This is a genomic window from uncultured Winogradskyella sp. (genome assembly GCF_947496485.1).
In the GTDB taxonomy this organism is placed as follows: Bacteria; Bacteroidota; Bacteroidia; order Flavobacteriales; family Flavobacteriaceae; genus Winogradskyella.
Genome location: NZ_CANMCZ010000001.1, coordinates 1 through 14,815 on the forward strand (window position 1 = coordinate 1; position 14,815 = coordinate 14,815).

Below are 14,815 nucleotides of genomic sequence, written 5' to 3' on the forward strand. Positions count from 1 at the left end.
GAAATTGGTGCATCATATCGTATTTGCATATAATCTGTATTCACTATTTGATTATCTGCAGCCAAATAATGAGTAAGATCTCTATCCGAAAAAGTCTCTAAAAGCTCTGGATCAAATACTGTTGGACCATCACCAATGTTAGCACCTGCCAAAGACATATCATCTATGAATTGATTCGCTGCTGCTGGATTAGCAAATTGATAATTAACTTGACTTGGTATGTAAAATCCTGTAAATGGATTTGGTTCACCTACTATAGTTATAGAATTAAGAATTGCGCTGGATGCACCTCCTGCACCTGTAACATCTGAAGTAATATCCGCGCCTGCGATTTGGGCTGTAGGACTGCCCGCTGGTATCGAATCAAAACAACCATCGTCACTACATTCCGCTGGTGCCGTAAATACATTGGTGTCTTGTAACGTACAAGAATTGTCTGCTGAAAATGTTGCAGTTAAATCCACTGGACCACCATCTGCTGAAAATAATACATCTACAAATGTATGCGGTGATGTTAAACCTACAACAGATACTGATGCGGTTCCATCACCTGTTAAATCTAATGTACCTGTAACTGGAGCTCCAACGAAAGTAACTGTAATATCTGCTGTAAAGGTATCATCTGTTAAATTGGTTGGTGTACTATTATCATCACAAGCATCTACATTTGAGACTGTTATTGCAGAAATATTACAAGCTGCACATCCAGATGTTACAGCTGGATTTGTTACTGTAGAATTAGTTCCTAACCCATAATTAACACCAGCCTCAGTTACTAAGCCATTTGCTGTATTTACTGAAGCTGGATCTGGATCACCAAATTGCCCATCATCACTACCTGCTGCTGCTGCACTAGAATAGGCTTCATTAGCATCGGGACATCCATCTCCATCACTATCTGTATTTTGGAAATCAGGGGAACTGCCACCTGACGGTGTGTTAACTGGTGTTACTGCTTCTGCATCATCATCTGCACCATTAGTATCTGTATCTGTAAAACCAGTATCATTACTATCTACAACACCATCATCATTAGTATCTAAAGCACCATTACCTGCTTCATCAACATCGTAAATACCATCGTTATCAGAGTCTAAATCGAAAATATCATTAACACCATCATCATCTGTATCTAATGGTACACAATAACTCAACTCGTAAAACTGCATAGTGACATTACCATTCCCTCCATCATCTTTTCCAACAGTAATGGAAATCTCGGTTATTGGTCCAACAATATCAACCGCAATACTATTACCTGGAGCATTTCCAGCTGTAGCAGTACTCACGGCACTTTGTCCATTTATAGTGAGATCTGCACCTAAGTTAATATCCGAAATAGTCACAGGAACATTTTGTACCCCATTTAATGCTTCAAAATCTGCTCTGTCTTCAAAATCCAACCCACCAAATTTAAAACTCACATTATATACAGGTTCTGAAAACGTATAGGTATATACTGCAACATCTCCAGCTGGGAAATCCGTATTTCTGGGTTGTGTTCTAACAAATGCTCCAGTAACACCTGTTGCGGTATCATCTTCTACACCTCCATTCCATGTAGCGCTACCTTGTAAATCGAAAGTCGCATCCACGTCCACTCCTCCATAAGCATAAATATTATTGACTATAACAGGATCACTAGAATTATCATTAAATGTTTGACCTAAAGTGACAAAACCTGGTGAACAATCTAATTCATTTATATCTAAAATACCATCATTATCATCGTCTTCATCACAGGCATCTGGATATGCATCTCCATCATTATTATCGTTATCATCTCCATTTGGACAAATATCACTTGCATTAGGCACTCCATCTCCATCGTCGTCAGGTATACTTATAATAAACACTTTTCCATCTCCATGGTCAGTAGTAGCAGCTGTAAGTTGAATACTTGTAATTATGGATCCTACTGGCGCTACATCACTTAACGAAAATAGAGCGATACCAATAGTACCACCATTATCTATAAGTCTATCGCTTAACCAATAGTCGGAGCCCGAACTTGGCGGGTTAACCGTTCCTGGCGTACCAGGATTACTGCCATTAGTTCCTGTACCACCATAACCCCATTGTGTACTATCTTGATTAACAAATGTTTCACCTAAAGATTGCGAAGCACCACCACCTGCTGGAATACCAAAAACTTCTATATGAAAACAATTATTTGCATTTCTCTCTGTTACCGCTATAATAGCATTTGCTGTAGATTTAATTCCTGGTGAATATGATAATGTTTGTCTTTGAGCACCTGTAGTTTGCTCAGCAGTATAATTATCACATATAGCTGCGCCATTTCCATTTGCCTCGAAATAATGATTTAAATTTAAATCTTGAAATGCTGCTAAAGCAGAAGCATCCCATGTTGCACTAGCACTTGTAGTCTCTATAGCACTACCGTTTTGCTGAATATTATTATTCGCATCTGCTCCACCCAACTGGGTTAGCTGATAAGCAGTTGGCACACCTAAGTTGAAATCATTATAAACTGTGCCATTTATAGTAATACTCTGTAATGTCGCTGGATCTGAGTTTACCGCTTGCGTATCACCCCATTGAAATGTAACGCCTGTCTGAATACTGGGTGCATTTGTTTGGGCAACAATACTTAAAAAAGAAAATAAGCCAAACACTAAAGATAAGTAAAGTGTTTTTGCATTTGAGAATCGAGTAGAGATTTTCATATTGTTATATAGTTGATGTATAATTCAATTTGTACTAATAAAATAATATTACAAAATATCGATAAAGTGACAAATATATTCGATAAAGTGTAAAAAACAAACTTGTTTGTAAGATTATTCGATATAAATATAGAATACCTTATAATTAAAATTTAATATGAAGACATCTTAGGTATGTCTAGCGGTCACATTCAAAATTATTATTTTATTCAGTGAAGAGATTAGCTATTAATCAACTTCAAATAGAATTTAGTAGGAAAATTAGTTTTAAAAATTTCTTAATGTAAAATTACAAAAAAGATTAATATGTTTTATGCACTAAAAGATTATAACTAATTTGGGCTCTCTTTTTTCGATTAAATGCATTAATAGAATTTTAAATGCATTAATAGAATTATATTTGCAGCCTTATTTAATAAAATCTCATGAGTTTTTTAAAAGAAATAGATAGGCGACGTACGTTTGGCATTATATCTCACCCTGACGCTGGTAAAACTACACTTACAGAAAAACTATTGTTATTTGGTGGCGCTATACAAGAAGCTGGTGCTGTAAAGAGTAATAAAATAAAGAAAGGTGCTACTAGTGATTTTATGGAAATTGAACGTCAGCGTGGTATTTCTGTTGCCACTTCTGTTTTAGCGTTTGAGTATAATGGAATTAAGATTAATATTTTAGATACTCCTGGTCACAAAGATTTTGCAGAAGATACGTTTAGAACCTTAACTGCGGTTGATAGTGTTATTGTAGTTATAGATGTTGCAAAAGGTGTTGAGGAACAAACTGAAAAACTGGTTGAAGTTTGTAGAATGCGGAATATACCAATGATAGTCTTTATTAATAAATTAGATCGTGAAGGTAAAGATGCTTTTGATCTTTTGGATGAAGTAGAGCAAAAACTTGGTCTTAAAGTTACACCTCTTAGTTTTCCTATAGGTATGGGCTATGATTTTAAGGGTATATACAATTTATGGGAAAAAAATATTAATCTATTTTCTGGTGACAGCAGAAAAGATATTGAGGAGACTATTGAGATTTCAGATTTATCATCACCAGAATTGGACAAACTTATTGGAGAAACTGCAGCCAACACATTGCGCGGCGACATAGAACTAGTAGATGGCATATATCCTAAATTCAATAAAGCTGATTATTTAAATGGTAATCAACAACCAGTATTTTTTGGTTCAGCACTTAATAATTTTGGAGTTAGAGAATTGCTAGACTGTTTTGTGGAAATTGCACCAAAACCAAGACCAAAACAAAGTGAAGAACGTTTAGTTAAACCTGATGAGAAACAATTTAGCGGTTTTGTTTTTAAAATTCATGCCAATATGGATCCTAATCATAGAAACAGATTAGCCTTCGTGAAAATTGTTTCTGGAGAATTTAAACGTAACACACCATATCTTCATGTAAGACATGATAAGAAACTAAAATTTTCTAGTCCAAATGCTTTTTTTGCTGAAAAGAAAGCCATTGTAGATATCTCATATCCTGGAGACATTGTAGGTCTGCAAGATACTGGTAGTTTTAAAATTGGAGATACACTAACAGAAGGTGAAATACTAAACTATAAAGGAGTCCCTAGTTTTTCTCCTGAGCACTTTAGATACATTAATAACGCTGACCCAATGAAAGCTAAGCAATTATATAAAGGTATCGATCAGCTAATGGACGAAGGTGTCGCACAATTATTTACTTTAGACCTGAATGGGAGAAAAGTAATAGGTACTGTTGGTGCTCTTCAGTATGAAGTGATTCAATACCGATTAGAACACGAATATGGCGCTAAGTGTACCTATGAAAACCTGAATGTGCACAAAGCCTGTTGGGTTGAAACCGAAGATGAAAAGAGTGAAGAATTTAAAGAGTTTTTAAGAGTGAAGCAACGATTTCTTGCTAGAGACAAACAAAATCAATTGGTTTTCTTAGCGGATTCTATGTTTTCATTACAAATGACACAGCAAAAATACCCGAGCATAACTTTCCATATGACGTCAGAATTTGAATAATCTTGGTATGCTGTTCATCGAATAAGTGTTAAAATTTATGTATTTCGTCGATGTATTTTGTTTTTTATCGTTATTTTAATTACTCTTGATTAACTATAATATACATTCAAACTAAGATTAACCCCAAACTAATCTACTTATTATGGATAATAACGCAAACGTTTTCAGTAACGAAAAACTTACTGTGACCTACGAACCTCACTGTTGTGCAAATGCAGGCATTTGCGCTAAACAACTTTCAGATGTATTTAGAAATTCTGTAATTCCTTGGATTGATTTAAATGGTGCAAAAACTAAAGCCATTATAAATCAAATTAATAAATGCCCATCTGGAGCATTAAAGTATTATTTGAATCAAAAAGATGTGGCTTGATAATAACTATTAAACCAACTAAAAACCCTTTGAATTTAAATTCAAAGGGTTTTTAGTTTTTAAGCCTGCCCAGTTGGGCCAAAGTTAAGAGGAATAGGTGGCTGCTCGTAATCTTTAATTTCACCATGTGCTTTTTCAAAACGGGTTACATTATCCCCTAATGCTTTTAGTAATCGTTTTGCATGTTGCGGAGTTAAAATAATTCTAGACTTGACTTTACTTTTTGGAGTTCCTGGCATAATACTAACAAAATCAACTACAAATTCTGATACAGAATGGTTAATGATTGCTAAGTTTGAATATATACCTTCTGCAACTTTCTCGTCTAATTCAATATTAATCTGTCCTTTTTTAGGGCTATTTTTTTCGTCTGCCATATTGTATGTTTTATAAATTAATTATAAAAGCCTTCAGGTAGTATAACTTGAAGGCTTTTATTTTATTTAATACGCTAACTATTTTGAGAATTAATTAAAATTCATCTCTTCTTTAGCTTTCATCATTTCATTAAACTCTTCTTTAGAACCTACTATAATGTGTTCGTATTCTCTAACACCTGTACCTGCTGGTATTCTATGGCCAACAATTACATTTTCTTTAAGTCCTTCGAGAGTATCTACTTTGCCATTTACAGCTGCTTCGTTAAGAACTTTTGTTGTCTCTTGGAACGATGCTGCAGATATAAACGACTTGGTTTGTAATGATGCCCTAGTAATACCTTGTAATATCGGAGTTGCAGTCGCAGGACTGGCATCTCTTGCAGTTACAAGATTCTTATCTTCTCTGCGTAAGCTAGAGTTTTCGTCTCTTAGCGTTCTTACCGTTACAATCTGACCTGATTTTAAATTCTCAGAATCACCAGCATCTTCAATCACTTTCATTCCGAAAATTTTATCATTTTCTTCAATAAAATCTGATTTGTGAATCAATTGGTTTTCTAAGAAGATTGTATCACCAGAATCAATGATTCTCACTTTACGCATCATCTGTCTTACAACAACTTCGAAGTGCTTATCATTAATCTTCACACCTTGCAAACGATATACTTCTTGTACCTCATTTACTAAGTATTGTTGCACTGCAGAAGGGCCTTTAATATTAAGAATATCGTTTGGTGTAATAGAACCATCAGATAAAGGCATACCAGCTTTTACGTAATCATTTTCTTGTACAAGAATTTGATTAGATAATTTTACTAAGTATTTCTTAACCTCACCCAATTTAGATTCGATTATAATTTCACGGTTACCACGTTTTATTTTACCGAAAGAAACCACACCATCAATCGCACTTACTACAGCAGGATTAGAAGGGTTACGTGCTTCAAATAGCTCAGTTACACGAGGAAGACCACCTGTAATATCACCAGCTTTAGCAGATTTACGCGGTATCTTAACTAAAATCTTACCTATATCAATTTTCTCACCATCATCAATCATTATATGTGCACCAACTGGTAAGTTGTAAGAACGGATTGTTTCGCCTTTCTTATCTTCAATTAATAAGGTAGGAATTAATTTCTTGTTTCTAGATTCAGAAATTACCTTTTCTTGGAAACCTGTTTGTTCATCAATTTCTACTTGATAAGTAACTCCTTGCTCGATGTTTTCATACTTTACTTTACCAGCAAATTCTGAAATAATTACACCGTTATAAGGATCCCATTGACAAACTACATCACCTTTCTTCAATTTGTCACCTGGTTTTACATATATAAATGAGCCATAAGGAATATTGTTAGTACTTAGAACAATTCCTGTCTTACCATCTACTAATTTTAATTCTGAAGTTCTAGAAATAACAACATCAACATCTTTTCCATCATTATCTTTAGATTTTACAGTCTTAAGATCTTCTATTTCTGCAACACCATCAAACTTTACGGTTAACTTATTCTCTTCAGAAATGTTACTAGCAATACCACCAACGTGGAATGTACGCAATGTTAACTGTGTACCTGGCTCACCAATTGACTGAGCGGCAACTACACCAACAGCTTCACCTCTTTGCACCATTTTACCAGTAGCAAGGTTACGACCGTAACACTTCACACAAATTCCTTTTTTGGCTTCACATGATAAAGGTGAACGCACTTCAATAGATTCGATTGGAGAATCACCAATTCTTTTAGCAATGGCATCATCAATATGACCACCAGCTTCTATCAATAATTCTTCAGTTAATGGATTATATACATCATTAAGAGATGTTCTACCAACAATTCTACCCTCTAAATTCTCAACAATTTCTTCATTCTTTTTAAGTGCAGAAACTTCAATACCTCTTAGAGTACCGCAGTCTTCTTCATAGACAATTACATCTTGTGATACATCTACCAAACGACGTGTAAGGTAACCTGCATCGGCAGTTTTAAGAGCCGTATCGGCAAGACCTTTACGTGCACCGTGAGTAGATATAAAGTATTCTAAAATTGAAAGCCCCTCTTTAAAGTTAGAAAGAATTGGGTTTTCAATAATTTCACCACCTGCAGCAGTAGATTTTTTAGGCTTAGCCATTAATCCACGCATACCTGTCAACTGACGAATCTGCTCTTTAGAACCCCTTGCACCAGAATCTAACATCATAAATACTGAGTTAAATCCTTGTTGATCCTCACGAATACGCTTCATAGACAGTTCAGTCAATTCGGCGTTTGTAGATGTCCATATGTCAATTACCTGATTGTAACGTTCGTTGTTGGTAATAAGTCCCATATTATAGTTACCCATAATACCGTCAACCTGCTTATTAGCAGCATCTATCATTCCTTGTTTTTCTTGTGGAATAATAATATCACCTAAACTAAATGATAAACCACCTTGAAATGCAAACTTATATCCTTGAGTTTTAATTTCATCAAGAAACTCTGCTGTTTCAGGAACGCTTGTCTTTTTAAGAATACCATGTATAATATTTCTTAAAGACTTTTTCGTCAATACCTCATTTATATAACCTGCAGCTGCTGGTACTTTTTCGTTGAAAAGTACACGACCAACAGTTGTTTCAATAATTTGTTGAGTAAGCTCACCTTCTTCATTGAAATCCATGGTTCTTACCTTGATACCTGCATTAAGATCTACTTTTTTCTCATTATAAGCTATAGTTACTTCCTCAGGAGAATAAAAAGTTAAGCCTTCACCTTTAACGGTATAATCAGCATCAGATTTTCTATGTTTAGTCATATAATATAAACCAAGTACCATATCCTGAGATGGAACAGTTACTGGAGCTCCATTAGCTGGATTTAATATATTATGTGATGCTAACATTAGAAGTTGCGCCTCTAAAATCGCTTCAGGTCCTAATGGTAAATGCACTGCCATCTGGTCACCATCGAAATCGGCGTTAAATGCAGTACACACTAATGGGTGTAATTGAATTGCTTTACCTTCGATAAGCTTAGGTTGGAATGCTTGTATACCAAGTCTGTGTAATGTAGGAGCACGATTTAAAAGGACTGGATGTCCTTTTAAAACATTTTCTAAAATATCCCAAACTACAGGCTCTTTTCTATCTATAATTTTCTTAGCAGATTTTACAGTTTTTACAATTCCTCTTTCAATCAGTTTCCTGATGATAAATGGTTTGTAAAGTTCAGCAGCCATATCTTTTGGCAACCCACATTCGAATAATTTTAATTCTGGTCCTACAACAATTACAGAACGTGCAGAATAATCAACACGCTTACCAAGTAAGTTCTGACGGAAACGTCCTTGCTTACCTTTAAGTGAATCTGATAATGACTTTAATGGTCTGTTAGAATCTGTTTTTACTGCAGATGACTTACGTGTGTTATCAAATAATGAATCTACCGATTCTTGTAACATACGCTTCTCATTACGTAAAATCACTTCTGGTGCTTTTATCTCAACTAATCTTTTAAGACGGTTGTTACGGATAATTACACGACGGTATAAATCATTTAAATCTGAAGTCGCAAAACGACCACCATCTAAAGGTACTAAAGGTCTTAGTTCTGGTGGGATTACAGGAACAGCCTTCATAATCATCCACTCTGGTCTGTTCTCTCTATTTAAGTTAGAATCTCTAAATGCCTCAACAACTTGTAAACGTTTTAAAGCTTCAGTTTTTCTTTGCTTCGATGTTTCGTTATTAGCTTTATGTCTTAAATCATAAGATAATTGATCTAAATCAATACGCGCTAATAAATCAATAAGACACTCAGCACCCATCTTAGCGATGAATTTATTAGGATCTGTATCATCTAAATATTGGTTTTCTTGTGGAATAGATTCTAAAATATTTAGATATTCTTCTTCAGTTAAGAAATCCATTTTCTGTACAGGTTCTCCTTCAGCATTCATAGCAATACCTGGTTGGATAACCACATAACGCTCATAATAGATAATCATATCTAATTTCTTAGATGGTAATCCAAGAAGGTAACCTATTTTGTTTGGTAACGAACGGAAGTACCAAATATGAGCTACAGGGACAACTAAATTGATGTGACCTACACGATCTCTACGTACTTTCTTTTCTGTTACTTCTACACCACAACGGTCACAAACGATTCCCTTGTAACGTATTCTTTTATATTTACCACAAGCACATTCAAAATCCTTTACAGGACCAAAAATACGCTCACAGAACAAACCATCACGTTCAGGTTTGTGAGTTCGATAATTAATAGTTTCTGGCTTTAACACTTCACCTCGTGATGCTCCTAAAACAGATTCTGGTGATGCTAAACCAATAGAAATTTTATTAAATTTCTGAATTGTATTCTTATCTTGTCTTCTTGCCATGTTCTTTATTGTCTTTAGTTTATATTAACAGCTCCATTCTAAAATGAAACTGCTAATACGCACCTAAATTTATTCTTCTAATCTAATATCTAATCCTAAACCTTTCAATTCGTGCATAAGTACGTTGAAAGATTCCGGTAGTCCTGGTTCTGGCATTGGCTCACCCTTAACGATTGCCTCGTAAGTTTTTGCTCTACCTATAACGTCATCTGATTTTACAGTTAAGATTTCACGTAAAGTGCTTGATGCACCATAAGCCTCAAGTGCCCATACTTCCATCTCACCAAAACGCTGACCACCAAATTGTGCTTTACCACCCAATGGTTGTTGTGTAATTAATGAGTAAGGTCCTATAGAACGAGCGTGCATCTTATCATCAATCATGTGTCCAAGTTTAATCATATAGATAACACCGACTGTTGCTGGTTGATCAAAACGATCACCTGTTCCACCATCATAAAGATATGTATGGCCAAATCTTGGAATGCCAGCTTCATCTGTATACTCATTAATTTGATCTAAAGTCGCACCATCAAAGATTGGTGTTGCATATGTTCTTCCTAAATCTTTACCGGCCCAACCTAAAACGGTTTCATAAATTTGACCAATATTCATACGAGAAGGTACACCAAGTGGATTTAATACAATATCAACTGGAGTTCCATCTTCTAAGAAAGGCATATCTTCCTGACGAACGATACGGGCAACAATACCTTTGTTACCATGACGACCTGCCATTTTATCACCAACTTTAAGTTTACGTTTCTTAGCGATATAAACTTTAGCCAATTTGATAATACCTGCTGGTAATTCATCACCTACAGATATTGTAAACTTCTCGCGTCTTAAAGACCCTTGAAGATCATTTTCCTTGATTTTATAGTTGTGGATTAAATCTGCAACGAGTTCATTGGTATGATCGTCAGTAGTCCATTTTCCTGAAGTTAAATGCGTGTAATCATCAACAGCGTTTAGCATTTTTAAGGTATACTTTTTACCTTTAGGAATAATTTCTTCACCTAAATCATTGTAAATTCCTTGAGCTGTTTTACCATTAACGATGTTGAATAACTTTTCAACAACAACATTCTTAAGATCATCGAATCTCTTATCATAAACATCTTCTAACTTTTCGATGTCTTCTTTGTCTTGGGCTCTTTTACGTTTATCTTTTACTGCTCTTGCAAACAATTTTTTATCGATAACAACACCATTTAATGATGGAGATGCTTTCAAGGATGCATCTTTAACATCACCTGCTTTATCACCAAAGATTGCACGAAGAAGTTTTTCTTCTGGAGTTGGATCTGATTCTCCTTTTGGCGTAATCTTACCTATTAAGATGTCTCCTGGCTTAATTTCCGCACCAATACGAATCATACCATGCTCATCTAAATCCTTAGTTGCTTCTTCAGATACGTTAGGGATATCATTCGTTAACTCTTCATTACCTAATTTTGTGTCTCTAACTTCTAAAGAGTACTCATCAATATGAATAGATGTAAATACATCTTCTCTAACTACCTTTTCAGAAATCACAATCGCATCCTCAAAGTTATACCCTTTCCAAGGCATGAAGGCTACTTTCATATTTCTACCCAGTGCTAATTCACCATTTTGAGTTGCATAACCTTCACAAAGTACCTGACCTTTAACAACTTTATCACCTTTCTCAACGATTGGTTTTAAGTTAATAGAAGTTCCTTGGTTTGTTTTTCTAAATTTAACTAAAGGATATTCTTTAGTATCACTATCAAAACTCACCATAGCTTCTTCATCGGTACGCTCGTACTTGATGATGATTTTTTCCGCATCAACATATTCTACTTTACCAGCTCCTTCAGCATTAATTAATACTCTAGAGTCTGACGCTACTTGACGTTCTAATCCTGTTCCAACAATTGGAGCTTCTGGGCGCAATAACGGCACAGCCTGACGCATCATGTTAGATCCCATTAATGCACGGTTAGCATCATCATGCTCCAAGAAAGGAATTAATGATGCAGAAATCGATGCAATTTGATTAGGAGCAACATCTGTATAGTTGACGCTTGAAGGCTCTATTACTGGGAAATCACCCTCCTGACGAGAAATAATTTTCTCTGGTAATATTCTACCTTTTTCATCTACTTCGATAGTAGCTTGTGCAATTAACATATCCTCTTCTTCTTCAGCACTAAGATATGTTGGCGCATTTTTAATATCTACAACTCCATTTTCAACCTTTCTGTAAGGAGTTTCGATGAATCCCATAGAATTCACTTTAGCAAATACAGATAAAGAAGAAATTAAACCAATGTTTGGTCCTTCTGGTGTTTCAATAGGACATAAACGTCCGTAATGTGTATAGTGAACATCACGTACTTCGAAACCTGCTCTTTCTCTAGATAAACCACCTGGTCCTAATGCTGAAAGACGACGCTTGTGCGTAATCTCTGCAAGAGGATTCGTTTGGTCCATAAATTGAGAAAGCTGGTTTGTACCAAAAAATGAATTAATAACAGACGATAAAGTCTTAGCATTAATTAAATCTATTGGAGTAAATACTTCGTTATCACGTACATTCATACGCTCACGAATTGTACGTGCCATACGAGCTAAACCAACACCAAACTGAGACGACAATTGCTCACCAACTGTACGTACACGACGGTTTGATAAGTGATCTATATCATCAATTTCAGCTTTAGAGTTAATTAACTCAATTAAATATTTTATAATCGTTATAATATCTTCTTTGGTAAGCACTTGCTTATCCATTCCGATATCTAACTGTAATTTTTTGTTCATTCTGTAACGACCTACTTCACCTAAAGAGTAACGTTGATCAGAGAAGAATAATTTATCAATAATACCTCGTGCTGTTTCCTCATCTGGCGGCTCAGCATTACGAAGTTGACGGTAGATATGTTCAACAGCTTCTTTTTCAGAGTTTGTTGGATCTTTCTGTAATGTATTATGAATAATTGCGTAATCTCCTTGTTGCGCACTTTCTTTATGTAAAAGAATCGTTTTTACTTCCGCTTCAAGAATTTCTTCAATGTTTTCTTTATCTATAATTGTGTCACGATCTAGTACAATTTCGTTACGCTCAATAGATACAACTTCACCTGTATCTTCATCAACGAAATCTTCGTGCCAAGTATTAAGTACACGAGCCGCAAGTTTACGACCGATAACTTTCTTTAATCCAGATTTAGAAACTTTTACTTCTTCTGCAAGATCAAAAATTTCTAAAATATCTTTATCACGTTCAAAACCGATAGCACGGAAAAGCGTAGTAACTGGTAACTTTTTCTTCCTATCAATGTATGCATACATTACACTGTTGATGTCCGTAGCAAATTCTATCCAAGATCCTTTAAAAGGAATTACTCTTGCAGAATATAATTTAGTTCCATTGGCATGGAACGACTGGCTAAAAAAGACACCAGGTGATCTGTGTAATTGCGAAACAACTACACGCTCTGCACCATTAATACAAAAAGTACCACTAGGAGTCATGTAAGGTATTGTTCCTAAATATACATCTTGAACGATTGTTTCGAAATCCTCATGTTCAGGATCTGTACAATATAATTTCAATCTTGCTTTTAAAGGCACACTGTACGTTAATCCTCTTTCGATACATTCTTCAATAGAGTATCTTGGTGGATCTATAAAGTAATCTAAAAATTCTAGTACGAATTGATTACGTGTGTCTGTAATTGGAAAGTTCTCCATGAAGGTATTGTACAACCCTTCATTACCTCTTTCTTCTGACTTTGTTTCTAATTGGAAAAAATCTTGGAAGGATTTTATTTGAATATCCAAAAAGTCTGGGTAATCTGTCCTATTTACAATAGAAGAGAAATTAATTCTTTCAGCCTTTTTTGCTAACATTGATGAACGAGATTTTAATAAATAAAAACTAAATAATGTATATAACGTTTATATACACAAAATGGTTTAGGTCTTATCCCGCAAAAAAATGCGGGATAAAACTAAACCGTATAATTTGAGTTGAGGTATACTTACTTAAGCTCTACCTCAGCTCCAGCTTCTTCTAACTGAGCTTTTAATGCTTCAGCTTCGTCTTTTGCTACACCTTCCTTAATTGGACTTGGCGCATCATCAACTAAACCTTTAGCATCTTTTAAACCTAAACCAGTTAATTCCTTAACTAATTTTACAACTGCTAATTTAGAACCGCCAGCTGCTGTTAAAATTACATCAAATTCTGATTTTTCTTCAGCGGCTTCGCCACCTCCAGCACCACCTGCAGCAACTGCAACAGCAGCAGCAGCCGGCTCAATACCGTACTCATCTTTTAATATAGTTGCTAAGTCATTAACCTCTTTTACGGTTAGGTTGACTAATTGTTCTGCGAAATCTTTTAAATCTGCCATTTTTCTATTGTTTAATAATGTGTGTTATAATTTATTTTTCTAATGTGTTATAATTCTAACCTTCTCTTTCCGATAAGGTTTTAACGATACCAGCAATGGTTCCTCCACTTGACTTAAGTGCTGAGATAACATTCTTAGCAGGAGATTGTAATATTGTAACTATCTCGCCAATAAGTTCTTCTCTAGACTTAATATCTACTAAGGTTTCTAGTAAATCGTCACCAATGTAAATTGACTCCTCAATGAAAGCTCCTTTTAATAAAGGTTTTTCAGATTTCTTACGGAATTCCTTAATTACTTTAGCTGGAGCGTTTCCTGTTTCAGAATACATTACTGATGTATTTCCTTTTAGAGTAGATGGTAACTCACCGAATTCTTTATCCGAAGCTTCCATTGCTTTCTCTAAAAGCGTATTCTTTACAACGGCTAACTTAATGTTAGACTTAAAGCATGCTCTTCTTAAATTTGAAGTTGTTGCTGCATCTAATCCAGAAATATCTGTTAAATAGATATTTGTATTATCTGCTAATTGAGCAGTCAACTCTTCAATTACTTGGGATTTTTCTTCTCTTGTCATAAT

Annotated in this window: 7 protein-coding genes and 1 pseudogene; 2 read left to right on the forward strand and 6 right to left on the reverse strand. The window is 35.0% G+C overall.

Annotation, left to right across the window (positions count from 1 at the left end; translation table 11 throughout):
• A pseudogene (locus Q0822_RS00005) lies at positions 1-2,690 on the reverse strand (hypothetical protein); the annotation flags it as partial.
• Positions 2,691-3,115: 425 nt separating this feature from the next.
• Here Q0822_RS00005 and Q0822_RS00010 point away from each other — a divergent pair.
• Both Q0822_RS00010 and Q0822_RS00015 read left to right on the forward strand, forming a co-directional pair.
• Complete coding sequence (locus tag Q0822_RS00010) at positions 3,116-4,705, forward strand: peptide chain release factor 3 (protein WP_299118593.1); 1,590 nt, start codon at positions 3,116-3,118, stop codon at positions 4,703-4,705.
• Between the two features lie 142 nt (positions 4,706-4,847).
• Positions 4,848-5,078, forward strand: coding sequence for a (4Fe-4S)-binding protein (locus tag Q0822_RS00015; protein WP_299118594.1), 231 nt, complete (start codon positions 4,848-4,850; stop codon positions 5,076-5,078).
• A 59-nt stretch (positions 5,079-5,137) separates the two neighbouring features.
• On the opposite strand, the gene Q0822_RS00020 is transcribed toward Q0822_RS00015, so the two are convergent.
• The 5 genes from Q0822_RS00020 to rplJ form a co-directional block, all read right to left on the reverse strand.
• Positions 5,138-5,455: a DUF3467 domain-containing protein gene (locus tag Q0822_RS00020; RefSeq protein WP_299118595.1), complete on the reverse strand. Its 318-nt coding sequence runs from the start codon at positions 5,453-5,455 to the stop codon at positions 5,138-5,140.
• A 90-nt stretch (positions 5,456-5,545) separates the two neighbouring features.
• The gene (gene rpoC, locus Q0822_RS00025; RefSeq protein ID WP_299118597.1) at positions 5,546-9,847 is read right to left on the reverse strand and encodes a DNA-directed RNA polymerase subunit beta'; all 4,302 of its coding nucleotides are present in this window, start codon (positions 9,845-9,847) and stop codon (positions 5,546-5,548) included.
• Positions 9,848-9,916: 69 nt separating this feature from the next.
• On the reverse strand, positions 9,917-13,729 hold the full coding sequence (gene rpoB, locus Q0822_RS00030; protein ID WP_299118598.1) for a DNA-directed RNA polymerase subunit beta: 3,813 nt from the start codon (positions 13,727-13,729) through the stop codon (positions 9,917-9,919).
• Between the two features lie 131 nt (positions 13,730-13,860).
• Complete coding sequence (gene rplL / locus Q0822_RS00035) at positions 13,861-14,235, reverse strand: 50S ribosomal protein L7/L12 (RefSeq protein ID WP_299118600.1); 375 nt, start codon at positions 14,233-14,235, stop codon at positions 13,861-13,863.
• Between the two features lie 55 nt (positions 14,236-14,290).
• Positions 14,291-14,812: a 50S ribosomal protein L10 gene (gene rplJ, locus Q0822_RS00040; protein WP_299118602.1), complete on the reverse strand. Its 522-nt coding sequence runs from the start codon at positions 14,810-14,812 to the stop codon at positions 14,291-14,293.
• Positions 14,813-14,815: the final 3 nt, after the last annotated feature.

What these genes read in the sequence shown, in the direction of transcription:
- Q0822_RS00010 (WP_299118593.1), top strand. Translation starts at nt 3,116, where the DNA reads ATGAGTTTTTTAAAAGAAATAGATAGGCGACGTACGTTTGGCATTATA.
- Q0822_RS00015 (WP_299118594.1), top strand. Translation starts at nt 4,848, where the DNA reads ATGGATAATAACGCAAACGTTTTCAGTAACGAAAAACTTACTGTGACC.
- Q0822_RS00020 (WP_299118595.1), bottom strand. Translation starts at nt 5,455, where the DNA reads ATGGCAGACGAAAAAAATAGCCCTAAAAAAGGACAGATTAATATTGAA.
- rpoC (WP_299118597.1), bottom strand. Translation starts at nt 9,847, where the DNA reads ATGGCAAGAAGACAAGATAAGAATACAATTCAGAAATTTAATAAAATT.
- rpoB (WP_299118598.1), bottom strand. Translation starts at nt 13,729, where the DNA reads ATGTTAGCAAAAAAGGCTGAAAGAATTAATTTCTCTTCTATTGTAAAT.
- rplL (WP_299118600.1), bottom strand. Translation starts at nt 14,235, where the DNA reads ATGGCAGATTTAAAAGATTTCGCAGAACAATTAGTCAACCTAACCGTA.
- rplJ (WP_299118602.1), bottom strand. Translation starts at nt 14,812, where the DNA reads ATGACAAGAGAAGAAAAATCCCAAGTAATTGAAGAGTTGACTGCTCAA.